Origin of the sequence: Bacillus sp. jun7 (assembly GCF_051034795.1) — a bacterium.
Classification (GTDB): domain Bacteria; phylum Bacillota; class Bacilli; order Bacillales; family Bacillaceae; genus Bacillus; species Bacillus velezensis.
The window spans coordinates 2,662,104-2,676,282 of sequence record NZ_CP093219.1; the positions used below are offsets into that span (position 1 = coordinate 2,662,104).

Below are 14,179 nucleotides of genomic sequence, written 5' to 3' on the forward strand. Positions count from 1 at the left end.
TTTTTCACTCATATTGTGACAAACAATTCGCCCGGCCGCGTCTATCATAGAGTCATAGGGTTGCTAGACCCGCTAGTTTTTAGCGGAGAAGGATCGGCCGCCTTTTCCGTTAAAGCGGAGAGAAAAACAGGCCTGCGAACAAGCTGTCTGTCAAAAAGAAGCGGAGGGATGATTTGCAATGAAACGTTTGCTAGTATCTTTACGGGTGTGGATGGTCTTTCTGATGAACTGGATGGCGCCGGGTAACGGAAGATATCCATTAGCCGCCGTGTACGGAAACCAAGCGGCTTATCATAAGAAAGCGAAGCGGACGGCTGGGGCTTTTTCGTTTGTGAGCCGTGTCCGATCGGCGGATTTGACCGATGAAACGAAATCGGCCCGCGGCAGGCTGGATAAAAACCGATGGATGCCTGTCCGCAAAGAATTGCCGAAACGGGAGCGCGCGGGTCCGGCACCTTTACATCATATGAAAAAGAGGGTACAATCCCACTAAACATATGAACGGGAGCGAACCTCTTGAGAATAGACAAAGTATTAAACAACAATGCGGCGTTAATAAAAGAAGACGGACGGGAAAAGATCGTAATGGGTCCCGGAATCGCTTTTCAAAAGAGAAAAAATGATGTGATTCAAAAGCATAAAATTGAAAAAATATTTGTCGTGCACGACGAAAATGAAAAGTTCAAACAAGTGTTAGAAACGCTTCCCGAAGAGCATATAGAGGCGGCTGAAGATATCATCAGCCATGCGGAGGGAGAGCTTGCGGCACCTTTGAACGATCACATCCACATTGCGCTGGCGGACCATTTATCCTTTGCGATCGAAAGGATTCAAAACGGCCTTCAGGTGCATAACCGATTGCTTCATGAAATTAAGGCGCTTTATAAAAAAGAATATGAGATCGGCCGCTGGGCGGTTGAACACGTGAAACAAACCCTCGGTATATCATTGCCTGATGATGAGGCGGGGTATATCGCGCTTCATATCCACACTGCCAAGGCGGATGCCAAAAGCATGTATTTGGCGATGAAGCATACAACCATGATCAAAGAAATGATCGAAAAGATCGAATCCTTTTTCGAACAGAAGGTGGATGAAGACAGTATTTCCTATCAGCGCCTCGTCACGCACTTGCGGTATGCGGTCAGCCGGTTGGACTCAAATGAAGCACTCCATTCCATGGACGAGGAGATGCTTTATTTCATCCAAAAAAAGTATCCGTTTGCTTATCGGTGTGCGCTTGAACTGGCGGCGTTTTTAAAAACTGAATATGATTTGGAACTGCCGGAATCCGAGGCCGGCTATATCACGCTGCATGTCCAGCGTCTGCAAAAAAACCCGGAATAACGCGTCTGTTTCGAGAAACAGACTTTTTTTTTGAAAACATATTGACGAAAGCGCTATCATGGAATAGAATGAAAGCGCATTAAAAAAACTGAATCCGGCGGGATTGTGACTGGTAATGCAGGCAAGACCTAAAATTTGCGTACATGAAAAAGGGATCATGCTGACCTTTTTCGTTGGCGAATTTTAGGTCTTTTTTGATTTTAGAAAGGGGGATACATCATGAATTATCAAGAAACGGCAAAACAGCTTATCAAACATATCGGAGGGAAATCAAATATCATCAGCGCGACACATTGCGCCACACGGCTCAGGCTCGTCATTCAAGATGAACAGAAGATCAGCCAGGCCGATATTGAAGAGACAGAAGGAGTAAAAGGGGCTTTCAGCAGCTCGGGGCAATATCAGATTATATTCGGCACCGGCCTTGTGAATAAAGTGTATGACGCTTTTTCAAAAGAAGCCGATTTGGGGCGGGAGGATCGTGAGACACATCAGGACGCGGCGAAAAAAAAGCTGAATCCGGCCGCAAGATTTGCGAAAACACTGTCTAACATATTCGTTCCCATCATTCCGGCTATCGTGGCAAGCGGACTTTTAATGGGGCTGCTCGGCATGATGAAGGCTTTCCACTGGGTGTCTGAACAATCATCGCTGTTTAAGCTTTTAGACATGTTTTCAAGCGCGGCGTTTATCTTCCTGCCCGTATTCATCGGGTTCAGCGCGGCGAAGGAATTTGGCGGTAATGCCTATCTCGGTGCCGTGCTCGGGGGGATTATGATCCATCCGGCGCTTTTGAATCCGTGGGGGCTTGCGGATGCATCGCCTGATTTTATGCAGCTCTTCGGCTTCGACATTGCGCTGCTCGGCTACCAAGGGACGGTCATCCCCGTACTGTTAGCCGTTTACATTATGAGCAAAGTGGAAAAGGGCACGAGAAAAATTGTGCCTCACGCATTCGACTTATTGGTCACCCCGTTTGTCACGGTGATTGTCACAGGATTTATCACCTTTATCGCAATCGGTCCGCTTGGCAGGGCGATCGGATCAGGCATTACCGTCTCGCTGACATATGTGTATGATCATGCGGGCATTGTTGCCGGACTTCTTTTCGGCGGTCTTTATCCGCTTATTGTGCTTACCGGTGTGCACCACAGCTTTCATGCGATTGAGGCCGGCCTCATCGCTGATTTGGGCAGAAACTATATCCTTCCTATCTGGTCGATGGCGAATGTCGGTCAGGGCGCGGCGGGACTGGCTGTATTTTTCCTGACGAAAAAAGCGAAAATGAAAGAAATCGCTCTGCCTGCCGCATTTTCCGCTTTTCTCGGCGTAACCGAACCAGTTATTTTCGGTGTGAACCTAAGGTACCAGAAGCCGTTTATCGCGGGAATGATCGGCGGAGCGCTGGGAGGGGCCTATGTCGTGGTGACCGGCGTCGCAGCCAATGCTTACGGTCTGACCGGAATTCCGATGATTGCCATCACGGCTCCGCTCGGTTTAGGAAATCTTATAAACTATCTGATCGGAATGGGCATCGCCTCTGTCTCGGCGTTTATTGCCGCTTACATTATGGGAGCTAAAGAAAAGGAGGCCGTCAAATGAGGACACCGGATCAAGAGCTGCGTCTGCAGGCTGAGGAAGTGAAAAAGAAGCGGCAAGAAACAGCCGCGTCAGATCCATACCGCCAGAACTATCATGTTATGCCGCCGGTCGGGCTTTTAAATGATCCGAACGGCGTCATCCATTGGAACGGCGCATATCACTTGTTTTTTCAATGGCAGCCATTTCATACGGGGCACGGCGCGAAATTTTGGGCGCATGTGACGACGAAGGATTTCGTTGAATGGAAAGAGGAAGAAATCGCGCTTGCGCCGGGTGAGTGGTATGACAAAAACGGCTGTTATTCCGGAAGCGCCATCGAAAAAGACGGGCGGCTCTGCCTGATGTACACAGGCAATGTCCGTGACGGAGAAGGAAATCGGGAAACGTATCAATGCCTCGCCGTATCCGAAGACGGGATCGTATTTGATAAAAAAGGAGTCGTCGCGCGTCTCCCGGAAGGCTATACCGCTCATTTCCGTGATCCGAAGGTGTGGGAGAAGGACGGGGCGTATTACATGGTGCTCGGCGCGCAGACAGAAAAGCTCACCGGAAGCGCTGTGTTGTTCACATCAGAGAACTTGACGGATTGGACGTTTCTCGGTGCGATTGCGGGGGCGGACTCGGGCGGTCTCGGGTCATTCGGCTATATGTGGGAATGTCCCGACCTGTTTTCCCTTGACGGAACCGACGTGCTGCTCGTATGTCCGCAGGGGCTTGAAGCCGACGGGATAAAATATCATAACAGCCACCAGGCGGGCTATTTCCTCGGCAGGCTGCATACAGAGCCGCCAGAGTTTAAGCACGGTGAATTTACGGAGCTTGACAGAGGATTTGATTTTTATGCGGCGCAGACGCTGGAAGATGATAAGGGACGGAGGATTCTCTTCGCGTGGATGGGCGTTCCGGATCAGCATGAGGACAAACATCCGACACATGCGTATCACTGGATTCACTGCTTAACGATGCCGAGACAGCTGTCACTGTCCAACGGCAGAATCATACAGCGTCCGCTCCCGGAAATGAAATCGCGCCGCAGGGATGAACAAAAGCGCCGTCTTCAATTGAATTGCTCGTCTGTAAGCCTCCCGGTGAAAGATGCGTCCCGGGCTGAAGTGCTGCTGGAAGACATCACTTGCGAATCCGGTTTTGAAATCTCAATTCGGGGCGCGGCCCGGTTTATATTTCATCAGGAAGAGGGGCTGGCTGTGCTGGAGCGCACCGCTTTCAGCGGAGAAGAAAAAGAAAAGAGAAGCTGCGCCATCAGCGAGCTGCATTCCGTCCAGCTCTTTCTGGATGCATCCTCCATTGAATTGTTTTTGAATGATGGAGAAGAGGTATTCAGCGCCAGATATTTTCCTTTCCCGGGAAATGATGACGTAACCGTCACTTCGGTTGGAAAAACGGAAATAAATGCCTCAATTTGGACACTTTTGTAGAAAATCGTTCTTTTTTCTTATGTGAAACCTATGCCATCTGTGCTATTCTTCAAACGAAAGCCTATGATTCCAGGAATAAAAGGAGTTGTTTTCTCAGTTTTGAAAAATCAGAAGATGACGCCGAAATGTTTACTTGTCAAAGCCGCAGAGCAAGTGGAAGATAAGCGGGAAGAATATAAAGAAGTATTGCTTCAGCTGAATCGCATGCTCAAGAGGGCTGAGCCGCACAATGAATGGAGTGATCGGCTGAGGCATACATATGAACAGATGAAGGAATATGCGCTGTTTGTGCAATCGATTGAGATGTTTTTGCGGTCATCCGCGAAAAAAATGAAATAATCCCCCTCGATCATGAGGGGGATATTTATTTTATTTTCCGCTAAGACGCATCGCCGAATGTTTAGTCGGTCCGATGTATTGGTTCAGCGGGAAAGATTCTTTGATTGCCGCAGTGATAAATTCTTTTGCCGCATAGATGGCTTCCTTCACTTCAGCGCCTTTGGCCAGTTCTGCCGTCACGGCGGCGGAGAATGTGCATCCGGCTCCGTGCGTGTAAGGCGTATCAATCATTTCGCTTTCTAATACTTCCGCGGTTTCTCCGTCATACAGCACGTCGATCGCTTTTTCATGTCTCAATTTGCCGCCGCCTGTAATCAATACATATTTCGCGCCGAGTTCGTGAATTTTCTTGGCCGCTTCTTTCATGTCTTCCACCGTTTTTAATTCATCCATACCGCTCAGCTGGCTTGCTTCAAACAGGTTTGGCGTGATGACGGTTGCCAGCGGCGCCAATTGGGTGCGAAGCGCTTCGGCATGCTCCGGATACAGCACTTCGTTCGCTCCTTTGCAGACCATGACAGGATCAATAACGACATTCTTCAGCTGTTTTTCTTTAATCGTTTTCGCCGCAAGCTCGATGATCTCCACGGTAGGGAGCATTCCCGTTTTCATGGCGTCTACGCCGATTCCGTCAACAATCGTCGCCAGCTGTGCGCGAATCGTATCGGCATCAATCGGAAATACTTGATGATCCCAGCTGTTCTCCGGGTCCATCGCTACGATCACGGTCAAAGCCGTCATTCCGTATACGTTTTTTTCTTGAAATGTTTTTAAATCGGCCTGAATTCCCGCGCCGCCGCTGGAATCAGAACCGGCAATAGTAAGTGCTTTGTGCATTGACATATCAATGGCCTCCATCAGTGTTTTATATCTCATTATAGTTAGATTTTCTCCCGATCACAATACGGAAGGCTTGGAGGAATGATTTGACAGCCGCGGGGGATGTGCGTACAATACCTACATAAGATTACTAGGTAAGGGTGAGAAAATAAATGCTCAACAGGGAGCTTGTAAAGGGCAGCACGGTCATTCTGGTGCTGACGCTGCTGAATGAACGGCCCATGTACGGGTATGAACTTGTGAAAGAAATGGAGAAAAGAAGCGGGAATGAACTGCAAATGAAGGAAGGCACGCTGTACCCATCGCTTCATAAGCTTGAACGCCAAAGCTATATTTCTTCTTACTGGGAAAAGCAGACCAAAGGGCCCGACCGAAAATATTACCGGATCACCGATGAAGGAAAAAACATTCTAGCCGAACGGACGAAGGAATGGAATCTGTTCTCCGCTCTGATGGACCGGATGCTGAAGCGGGGCGGGCAGAATGGATAAAGACCTTTATGTGCACGAAATCAGAAAAGGGCTGGAAGGCAAGGCCGGAAGCCGTGAATTATTAAAGGAAATCGAAAGCCATATTCATCATGCCATTTGTGATCATCTGGAAAAAGGCAAAACCGAAAGCGAAGCGATGGAGCTTATTCTGCGGGAAGTGGGGACTCCGTCTGAGATTATCTCTGCTTTTCAAAAAGCTTCGGCGGTTCCCGCGCGGACTTTTATGCTCTTTTATCTGTTCTGCAACTGCGGTCTTTTTGTGATGGGGGCGATGATTACGATGATGCACGCGTGGAGGGTTCATCCCGCAGTTGACGCGCTGTGGAAAGGGGTTTCCGTTTCAGTATGGCTGATTATGATCGGTTATGTGCTGTATTGGTTCCAAATCGGCTATCAAGCTGGCAAAGAGTTCGGGGCAGGCGGCAAAAAGCTTGCTGAGCGGACGGTATGGGCTTCAATGGTGCCGAATCTATGTTTTATGTTTGTCTTTTTGTTCAATCTGGTTCCGGCTGGGCTGTTTCCTTCGGCGGTCACACCGAGTTTTGCGGCAGTATGCGCCGTTGTGACGGTATGTTTTCCGTTTTGCGGCAAAATGGGTTTTTACGCAGGCAGGCAGAGACTTGCCTGATCTTTTTTACTATATACATAGGGAATCTATATAGGGGTGTTAAAATGAGATTAGGTTCGTGGATGTACGGTGCGTGCGCCCAAATAGCCGTTACCGTATTTACCGTCTGCGGCTTGGTTCTTGCATTGCCCGTTGTGAGTCTTTTTATTATGTTTCTGAATGGGATGCAAGACGCTATTTTTGTTGTTTTCAGTATTTTGCTTCTTCTATTGTTTTATGCGCTGGGATGGATTTGGGCTGTTTCGTTTGCGCGTGAGTGGAAGGTGAAACTTTTCGAGCTGCAGATCAGCTCGCTCATTCCGCTGGCGGGTATATTATACTTGTACATTGACAGCGGGGTGAGTATACCGGAACTGATTCATGATTGGCATGAGGATGGATGTGCGCTTGTCCCGCCGGCTTTTGTCTGCTTGTGCACATGCTATGCGATGGTGCTGGTGCCTGTTTATCAATCAAAACTTTGGAATGCCATGGAGGCGGGCAGACTTAATGCCAAGGCGGTATGCACTGTTTGGGGAGACCTTCTGATCATTCTGGTTTTGCTGGCGGGGATGACGTGGATTTGTTTCTGAATGGGCCGAAATCAAAAATCCCCCCTGATCTCTCCGCCGCTTTATGTTTTAATAGAACATGAGAAAAAGCAGAAGGAGCGGGTCATGAATATATCAATTGTCATAGTCACGTATAATCGGATTCCGGCTTTGTGTGAACTGCTGGAGTCGATTTCCAGGCAGACCATTAAGCCTTATGAAGTCATCATCGTAAATGATGCCGGGGAATCGGTCGAACAAGCGAAGCAGCTGTACAGCGATCTGCCGATTCAGATTATTGATTTAGAACAGAATGCCGGACATGTGGAAGCGCGGAACGCAGGTGTGAAAAAAGCGTCGGGTGATTACATCATGCTGTGCGATGATGATGATTTCATTACGCCGGGCCATTTGAAAAGAATGGCGGCTGCACTTGCTGATGCGGATTTTGTCCATTCTGACGCGGAAATTGTGTCATTTGAAGAACGGGGCGGCACGAGATACCCGGTGTCACGAAAGCCATTCGCCTATACGGCGGATTATGCGGATATGCGGGTATTTTCCACGTACGTTCCGTCAGGCAGCATGTACAGACGTTCTCTGCATGACACGTTAGGGTATTTTGATCCGGATGTCCATAATTATTGGGATTGGGACTTTTATTTGCGCGCCGCGAAACAGCACTGTGTGAAGCGTGTTCCTTGCGCAAGCGTCATATATGCGTTTTTTGAGGGAGGCGGCAATCAGTCCGCGGATCTCGGCGGCAAACGGAAGCGGTACTTAGACCGGTTAAGCGAAAAGCACGGGCTTGGGGAGCTCCCGACGAAAAACTTCGCGGTTCTTCTTGGAGAGCCGGACATGAAGAGGCGGGAGGCGCCGACTGACATTGTGTGGGACGGAAAGCCCGTCCATTCAAGACTGCACAGTTCATAAGGGGGACGGACAGTTTGAAACAGCTTTTAAAAGACAGCTGGTGGAATCAGCTGAAAGATGAATTTGACAAACCGTATTATCAAGAGCTGAGAGAGATGCTGAAACAAGAATACAGCAGCCAAACGATTTATCCTGACAGCCATGATATTTTTAACGCCTTGCATTATACGCCCTATGAGGATGTAAAAGCGGTCATTCTCGGACAGGACCCGTATCATGGCCCAGGACAGGCGCACGGGCTTAGTTTTTCCGTTCAGCCCGGGGTCAGACAGCCGCCGTCTTTGAAAAATATTTTCATAGAGCTTCAGGACGATATCGGCTGCTCCGTACCGAACCACGGATCGCTCGTCAGCTGGGCGAAGCAGGGAGTGCTTTTGTTAAACACAGTGCTTACGGTTCGCCGCGGTCAGGCCAATTCCCACAAAGGCAAGGGGTGGGAGCGGCTCACTGACCGCATCATTGATGTGGTGAATGAAAGAGAGAAGCCGATTGTCTTTATCCTGTGGGGGCGTCACGCGCAGATGAAAAAAGAGCGCATTGACACATCGAAACACATTATTATTGAATCGACTCATCCGAGCCCGTTTTCGGCAAGGAACGGTTTTTTCGGGAGCAGACCGTTTTCCCGTACAAACGCCGCCCTTGAAAAAATGGGGGAGCAGCCGATCGATTGGTGCATCCCCGACCTGCCGCAATAAACGGTTTTTTGAGGCGCTTCCGCCCGGCGGAAGCGTCTTTTTTGATGTTCCGGGCGGTATGCCGTCAGAAAAAATAACAAACTCCATTCTGCGATTCGCTCAGAAATTTGATAAAATGCAGGAAGAAGACAAATTACTGCTGGAGGATTTACTCATGAACATACATATCTCTGCTTTAATTCAGAAGATGGAAGAAGAACTGAGGCAGGCGAAAACGGCGACCCGCACCGAGGAGGTCAAAATGCACGCGGCCGCCATCCGCTCTCTGTGTGATGTCGTGCTCGGCACTCAGACGCACACCGCTCCGGCGCCTGTGCAGAATCCGATTCCGAAAGCGGCGCCGAAACCTTCCGCGTCTCCTTCGACAGACCCGCTGCTGCTTGAAAAAATGATGGGCAGCGCCGGGCTGAACCAATATCAGAAAAAAGCGAAAGACGAACGTGAGGAAGACGGAAACGGGGATTCCATTTTCGATTTTTAACAGGAGAGGTTGATTGACTTGAAACTGATACTCGGGGGTTTGCAATGGACGGCATTTATGATTGCGGCTGCGATTGTAGTTCCTGTCGCCATCGCACAATCATTTCACTTGAACCATGCCGATTCTGCCGCGTTGATTCAGAGCACATTTTTTGTGCTTGGCGTCGCTGCGGTCATCCAATGTCTCCAGGGACATCGTCTGCCGATTAATGAAAGCCCGGCAGGCTTATGGTGGGGCGTATACACGATTTACGGCGGACTGACGGGCACGGTGTTTGCGACATTCGGCGAGACGCTGCGGGCGCTGCAGGGGGCGCTGTTATTAAGCGCTGTCTTTTTCTTTTTGTTCAGCCTTTTTAAAGTGATTGAACGGCTGGCCGTGCTGTTTACGCCGGTTGTGACCGGTGTGTATCTGCTGCTGTTGGTCATGCAGCTGAGTCAGCCGATTGTGAAAGGCCTTTTGGGCATCGGCTATTTAAAAAACAGCGTCGACGGCCTTGTATTCGGGCTCGCCATGGTTGTGACGGCGGCGATGTTCATCATGTCCCGATCAAATGTTACGTTCTTAAGACAGTATGCGATTCTCCTTTCGCTTGCCGGCGGATGGATCTTATTCGCCGTCTTCGGCGCTGCCAAACCGATTCAAATACCGGATCGCGTGATTCAGCTGCCGGTTCTTTTTCCGTTTGGAAAACCCGTGTTTGACAGCGGCCTGATCATTACGTCACTCTTCATTACCGTGCTTTTGATTGTCAACATGCTCGCGAGCATCCGGGTTGTAGAAGCGGCGGTGAAAAAATTCGGCGGCACCGTTGGGAAACGGCGTGAGCGTCCGGCAGGGTTTGCGGCTTCGATCAGCCACCTTTTGAGCGGGCTGTCAGGGGGCATTGCGCCTGTGCCGATTTCAGGGGCGGCCGGTTTTATTGAGACGACGAAGCTTCCTTCGAAAAAGCCGTTTCTTTTGGGAAGTGTATTTGTCATGATCATCAGTATGATCCCGCTATTTATGAATGCGTTTGCGAGTCTGCCCTCACCGGTCGGCTTTGCGGTAAACTTCGTCGTTTTCTCCACGATGGCGGGTCTTGCCTTTACGGAGTTTGACTCTTATGAGAAAGCGGAGCAAAAACGAATCCGTTCCATTATCGGTCTGGCGCTCCTCACGGGGGTCGGCGTAATGTTTGTGCCGGAGAGCGCGTTATCAGGGATGCATCCGATCCTGATTTCGCTCTTAAGCAACGGCCTTGTGCTCGGGACGCTGCTGGCGATAGCGATTGACCGAATCCAGCTTATCAAAAAGAAAAAATCCGACAATCTCGTGTCATCGGATGACGGACGTTGAATTTTGCCGATGTTGGGTTATGATTGAATTGGAAACTTTAACGAAAAGGCGGGAGAAAAATAGATGAAAGTGTTTATTATTCTTGGTGCGATTAACGCTTTATTGGCCGTGGCGCTGGGCGCTTTCGGCGCGCATGGGCTTGAAGGGAAAATCCCCGATAAATATTTGCAGGTGTGGCACACAGGCGTGCAATATCATATGTATCACGCGCTCGGTCTTCTGGCTGTCGCGTTTTTGGCCGAAAAGCTTTCTGGCGCAGGCAGTGTTTCTGTTGCGGGCTGGCTGATGTTTGCGGGAATCGTTCTGTTTTCAGGAAGCCTGTACGTATTGAGCGTGACGCAGATTTCCATTCTCGGCGCGATTACACCGCTCGGCGGCGTGGCGTTTATCATCTCTTGGATTATGATTATCGTCGCGGCCGTCAAATATTTATAAAGAAAAAAAGCCAATCCTCTGTCAAGTGAGCGATTGGCTTTTTGATTTATCTCGGAGAATAAGAAGACATGGAGTACGGATAAGTATAAGCGATTTCCTCATCAAACGTGATGTAATCAAGGTAAATGGTCAGAAGCAGATAGCGGGTGCCCGTTTTCGGATCGCTGATGATGATATGGTCACGTCCCGCCGCCTCAATCACACCGCGGAAAATCTTTGAATTCCATTCTTTGCTGTTTTCAAATGTCATATAAATCGTCGCCGTTTTGCCCCGGTTCAACCGCAGAATATTTTCAATGTATGACTCTTCAATCGGCAGCATGCCGGGAACGTTTTGTGACGATGATGGACCTGACGGGATTTGAAAGCTGCCGCCGCCCTGCTGCTGCGGCTGGCCGGGGAACCCCCCGCCGAAGCCCTGCTGGCCTTGCTGCATCGGCATTGTCATTTGCTGCTGCATCGGCATCATTTGTGATCCTTGGCCCTGAGGCTGCGGATAAGGATTAGGCCCGAGCTGCGGCTGGAATCCTTGCATATCCATTCCCATCCCCATCCCCTGCATTTGCTGATATTGATTCTTTTTCGGTTTCATATTGTTCCTCCTTTGATGAAAACCTCTTGATGCTGAAACCTCCTGACAAGTATCAGACAGCCGACAGAGCGGCTGCTGTTTTTATCTATTCCACCATATGAGCCCAAAGAAAGATTTATGCGAAAAAAGAAAATACGATCCAATGTTTCCGGACATCAGAGCCGGCTTTTTTTTGTGCGCGCAATGCTGACTTTTCACATAATAGTCTGTATTCCTAGCGCATCTTCCGCATAAGGAACATATGATAGCGGTAGTTTCAGGTGCGAAAAGGGGGTGACGAGTTGCCTAAAGTGTCAGTGATCATGACGAGCTATAACAAAAGTGACTATGTGGCCCGCTCTATTAAAAGTATTCTGTCTCAGACGTTTACAGACTTTGAACTGTTCATTATGGATGACAACTCAAATGAAGCGACATTGGCGGAAATACGTCCTTTTCTCACGGATGACCGTGTCCGGTTTTATCAAAGCGATGTATCGGGCGTCAAAGAAAGAACGGAAAAAACACGCTACGCCGCCTTGATTAATCAGGCAATAGAAATGGCGGAGGGCGAGTACGTGACGTATGCGACCGACGACAACACGTATGTGCCGGAACGACTTGAGAAAATGGTGAAAGAGCTTGATGAAGACCCGGAAAAAGCCGTCGTGTATTCAAGTTCCAAAACCTATCATCTGAATCAGCGGAAAGAGACGGTGAAGGAGACGGCCAGGCCCGCCGAACGGATCGTGTGGAACGCGCCGTGCGCCATTGACCATTGTTCGGTCATGCACCGGTTTTCCGTGCTGGAACAGGTCAAATCGGCATTCGGTTCCTATTGGGATGAAAGCCCCGCGTTTTACCGTATCGGTGACGCCCGTTTCTTTTGGAGAGTGAATCATTTTTATCCGTTTTACCCGATTTCTGAGGAGCTTGATATCAATTATATTACCGATCAATCCATCCATTATCAGCTTTTCGCGGCGGAGAAAAACGAGTTTGTGAACAGCCTTCCGCAGCAGACCACGTGCCGGGAGCTGAGGGAATCATTAAAAAAGCTTGGAAAGGGGTGAGGGCTTGTCGGCATACTTAGCGAACTATTGGGTGCTGTACCGGCAGTATATTGACCTTTTTCAGTCACTTCGCTACAAAGACATCCCGCTCGCATTGATCAGTAATTTTTATCAATATATCAGTCCGGCGCTTCGGGAGAGCATGGAGCAGAACCCAGAGCTTTTCGGTCCGGCGGATCAGCATATTCCTGAAGCCGGTATTCAGCCTTATTATGATCAAAAAAGGCAAAACATTAAGAAAACAGATGAGAAACCGGTAAACGGAAAAGTCATTCTGCATTTCGATCATCTTCGGTTCACCGAGGGAAATTACCGGCAGTTTGATCCGGCAAAAACAGCGGTACTGGCCAGATGGAGTCTGCCTGACCATCATGGGCTGCCCGTTATCTGCAAATTGGAGCTGACGGAAATGGGACAAAAAGGGAACCCCGTCCCTTATATTGAAAAAGCCCATTCCATTTTGAAAGAGCTTCACAGCCATCCCGCTTTCGGAAACAGAGAATTTCAGGAACGTTTGTATAAAGACATCCCGTTATTTATTGAAGCGATTGACGCCGTTGATATTTTGTTTACGGCCGAGAAGATTTCCGCCGTTGTAGTCGGCACGACGGAGGATATTTACAGCCGTGTGCTGGCGCTGATGTCCGCGAAAAAAAACGCCGTCAGCATCTGTCTGCAGCACGGAGCGCTCATGGGAGATGAAGCGTTTCTGCCCGTATTTACGGACTATCAGGCCGTATTCGGGGCTTATGAAGCGGAGTGGTATAAAGCAAAAGGCTGCAGGGAGGAACAAATCATCATCACGGGGCATCCCCGTTTCGACGAGATTTTCTCAAGAGAGCCGATAGATCGGGACATGTTTTACCGCAAACTTTCTTTTCTCCCGTCACAGCGGACGGTGCTGATCGCCACGCAGCCGTTTTCTGATGAATTTTATACGGGAGTGCTTGAAGAGCTTGCCGGCCAAAAGAACATGCAGCTCATTATTAAACCGCATCCGTGGGAAATCGGCAAAAACAAGCTGGATGCTTACAATCAGGTGCTGCGGAAATATAAAGCAGGCAAAATCATCAAAAAAGAGATGGAGCTGTATGATATTCTCCCGTATGTTGACGCTGCGGTGACACAGACATCAACGGTCGGTCTTGAAGCGATGCTGTTTCAAAAGCCCGTGCTGATCGGAAAATCAGCGGGAACCCGCCGATACCCTTATTATCATTCACTTGGAGAATTTGTCTTTGAGGACCCGCAGGCACTCGCTCAGGAATTAATCCGGATATGCGAAAGCCCCGCAGAATATCAAAAAGCGGAACAGGCGCGCCGTGCTTTTGTCGCCGCGAACTACCCGGTACAGGATTCGCTTGCCGCTTTATGCCAAGTGCTTCAGGAAAAAACCGGAGTCAGCTTCAGACGGGTTGACCCTTCATAAAAAAGATA

Annotated in this window: 17 protein-coding genes; 15 read left to right on the plus strand and 2 right to left on the minus strand. The window is 49.2% G+C overall.

Going from position 1 to position 14,179, the window contains the following annotated elements:
* The first annotated feature begins 178 nt into the window (after positions 1-178).
* The 5 genes from MJQ52_RS12950 (at position 179) to MJQ52_RS12970 (ending at position 4,724) form a co-directional block, all read left to right on the plus strand.
* Positions 179-493 (plus strand): hypothetical protein, encoded by a 315-nt coding sequence (locus tag MJQ52_RS12950; protein WP_003150952.1) that lies wholly within the window; start codon positions 179-181, stop codon positions 491-493.
* Positions 494-516: 23 nt separating this feature from the next.
* Positions 517-1,347 carry a PRD domain-containing protein gene (locus MJQ52_RS12955; RefSeq protein WP_063636528.1) on the plus strand — a complete coding sequence of 277 codons (831 nt, stop codon included), beginning with the start codon at positions 517-519 and terminating at the stop codon, positions 1,345-1,347.
* A gap of 219 nt (positions 1,348-1,566) precedes the next feature.
* Complete coding sequence (locus tag MJQ52_RS12960) at positions 1,567-2,949, plus strand: sucrose-specific PTS transporter subunit IIBC (protein WP_434181826.1); 1,383 nt, start codon at positions 1,567-1,569, stop codon at positions 2,947-2,949.
* Positions 2,946-4,385, plus strand: coding sequence for a sucrose-6-phosphate hydrolase (locus tag MJQ52_RS12965; protein ID WP_434181827.1), 1,440 nt, complete (start codon positions 2,946-2,948; stop codon positions 4,383-4,385). Before MJQ52_RS12960 ends, MJQ52_RS12965 begins: the two co-directional genes overlap by 4 nt.
* A gap of 63 nt (positions 4,386-4,448) precedes the next feature.
* On the plus strand, positions 4,449-4,724 hold the full coding sequence (locus tag MJQ52_RS12970; protein WP_046341456.1) for a hypothetical protein: 276 nt from the start codon (positions 4,449-4,451) through the stop codon (positions 4,722-4,724).
* 30 nt (positions 4,725-4,754) lie between these two features.
* On the opposite strand, the gene MJQ52_RS12975 is transcribed toward MJQ52_RS12970, so the two are convergent.
* Positions 4,755-5,567 (minus strand): bifunctional hydroxymethylpyrimidine kinase/phosphomethylpyrimidine kinase, encoded by an 813-nt coding sequence (locus MJQ52_RS12975; protein WP_094247400.1) that lies wholly within the window; start codon positions 5,565-5,567, stop codon positions 4,755-4,757.
* 149 nt (positions 5,568-5,716) lie between these two features.
* On the opposite strand from MJQ52_RS12975, the gene MJQ52_RS12980 reads away from it, so the two are divergent.
* The 8 genes from MJQ52_RS12980 to MJQ52_RS13015 all read left to right on the plus strand — a co-directional run bounded on the left by MJQ52_RS12980 (position 5,717) and on the right by MJQ52_RS13015 (position 11,098).
* Positions 5,717-6,055, plus strand: a complete 339-nt coding sequence (locus MJQ52_RS12980) for a PadR family transcriptional regulator (protein ID WP_003150960.1) — start codon at positions 5,717-5,719, stop codon at positions 6,053-6,055.
* Positions 6,048-6,683 (plus strand): permease prefix domain 1-containing protein, encoded by a 636-nt coding sequence (locus MJQ52_RS12985; RefSeq protein WP_094247401.1) that lies wholly within the window; start codon positions 6,048-6,050, stop codon positions 6,681-6,683. Before MJQ52_RS12980 ends, MJQ52_RS12985 begins: the two co-directional genes overlap by 8 nt.
* Positions 6,684-6,727: 44 nt before the next feature.
* Positions 6,728-7,255: a hypothetical protein gene (locus tag MJQ52_RS12990; RefSeq protein WP_094247402.1), complete on the plus strand. Its 528-nt coding sequence runs from the start codon at positions 6,728-6,730 to the stop codon at positions 7,253-7,255.
* 84 nt (positions 7,256-7,339) lie between these two features.
* Positions 7,340-8,146: a glycosyltransferase family 2 protein gene (locus MJQ52_RS12995; protein ID WP_094247918.1), complete on the plus strand. Its 807-nt coding sequence runs from the start codon at positions 7,340-7,342 to the stop codon at positions 8,144-8,146.
* A 14-nt stretch (positions 8,147-8,160) separates the two neighbouring features.
* Positions 8,161-8,844, plus strand: coding sequence for a uracil-DNA glycosylase (locus MJQ52_RS13000; RefSeq protein ID WP_012118732.1), 684 nt, complete (start codon positions 8,161-8,163; stop codon positions 8,842-8,844).
* 58 nt (positions 8,845-8,902) lie between these two features.
* Positions 8,903-9,325, plus strand: coding sequence for a YwdI family protein (locus MJQ52_RS13005; protein ID WP_015387535.1), 423 nt, complete (start codon positions 8,903-8,905; stop codon positions 9,323-9,325).
* A gap of 18 nt (positions 9,326-9,343) precedes the next feature.
* A complete protein-coding gene (locus MJQ52_RS13010) occupies positions 9,344-10,663 on the plus strand; it encodes a purine/pyrimidine permease (protein WP_003150968.1) in 1,320 nt (439 codons plus the stop codon).
* Positions 10,664-10,726: 63 nt separating this feature from the next.
* Positions 10,727-11,098 carry a DUF423 domain-containing protein gene (locus MJQ52_RS13015; protein ID WP_003150969.1) on the plus strand — a complete coding sequence of 124 codons (372 nt, stop codon included), beginning with the start codon at positions 10,727-10,729 and terminating at the stop codon, positions 11,096-11,098.
* A gap of 46 nt (positions 11,099-11,144) precedes the next feature.
* On the opposite strand, the gene gerQ is transcribed toward MJQ52_RS13015, so the two are convergent.
* On the minus strand, positions 11,145-11,690 hold the full coding sequence (gene gerQ / locus MJQ52_RS13020; protein WP_003150971.1) for a spore coat protein GerQ: 546 nt from the start codon (positions 11,688-11,690) through the stop codon (positions 11,145-11,147).
* Between the two features lie 281 nt (positions 11,691-11,971).
* Between gerQ and MJQ52_RS13025 the strand changes: the two genes are divergently transcribed.
* A complete protein-coding gene (locus MJQ52_RS13025) occupies positions 11,972-12,742 on the plus strand; it encodes a glycosyltransferase family 2 protein (RefSeq protein ID WP_003150972.1) in 771 nt (256 codons plus the stop codon).
* Positions 12,743-12,746: 4 nt separating this feature from the next.
* Positions 12,747-14,171, plus strand: a complete 1,425-nt coding sequence (locus tag MJQ52_RS13030) for a capsular polysaccharide export protein, LipB/KpsS family (RefSeq protein WP_172615067.1) — start codon at positions 12,747-12,749, stop codon at positions 14,169-14,171.
* Positions 14,172-14,179 lie beyond the last annotated feature (8 nt).

Excerpts from the sequence above, each read along its gene's own strand:
- MJQ52_RS13015 (WP_003150969.1), top strand. The coding sequence starts at position 10,727 with ATGAAAGTGTTTATTATTCTTGGTGCGATTAACGCTTTATTGGCCGTG.
- MJQ52_RS12960 (WP_434181826.1), top strand. The coding sequence starts at position 1,567 with ATGAATTATCAAGAAACGGCAAAACAGCTTATCAAACATATCGGAGGG.
- MJQ52_RS13005 (WP_015387535.1), top strand. The coding sequence starts at position 8,903 with ATGCCGTCAGAAAAAATAACAAACTCCATTCTGCGATTCGCTCAGAAA.
- MJQ52_RS12990 (WP_094247402.1), top strand. The coding sequence starts at position 6,728 with ATGAGATTAGGTTCGTGGATGTACGGTGCGTGCGCCCAAATAGCCGTT.
- MJQ52_RS12970 (WP_046341456.1), top strand. The coding sequence starts at position 4,449 with ATGATTCCAGGAATAAAAGGAGTTGTTTTCTCAGTTTTGAAAAATCAG.
- MJQ52_RS12965 (WP_434181827.1), top strand. The coding sequence starts at position 2,946 with ATGAGGACACCGGATCAAGAGCTGCGTCTGCAGGCTGAGGAAGTGAAA.
- gerQ (WP_003150971.1), bottom strand. The coding sequence starts at position 11,690 with ATGAAACCGAAAAAGAATCAATATCAGCAAATGCAGGGGATGGGGATG.
- MJQ52_RS12950 (WP_003150952.1), top strand. The coding sequence starts at position 179 with ATGAAACGTTTGCTAGTATCTTTACGGGTGTGGATGGTCTTTCTGATG.
- MJQ52_RS12980 (WP_003150960.1), top strand. The coding sequence starts at position 5,717 with ATGCTCAACAGGGAGCTTGTAAAGGGCAGCACGGTCATTCTGGTGCTG.
- MJQ52_RS12995 (WP_094247918.1), top strand. The coding sequence starts at position 7,340 with ATGAATATATCAATTGTCATAGTCACGTATAATCGGATTCCGGCTTTG.
- MJQ52_RS12985 (WP_094247401.1), top strand. The coding sequence starts at position 6,048 with ATGGATAAAGACCTTTATGTGCACGAAATCAGAAAAGGGCTGGAAGGC.
- MJQ52_RS12975 (WP_094247400.1), bottom strand. The coding sequence starts at position 5,567 with ATGTCAATGCACAAAGCACTTACTATTGCCGGTTCTGATTCCAGCGGC.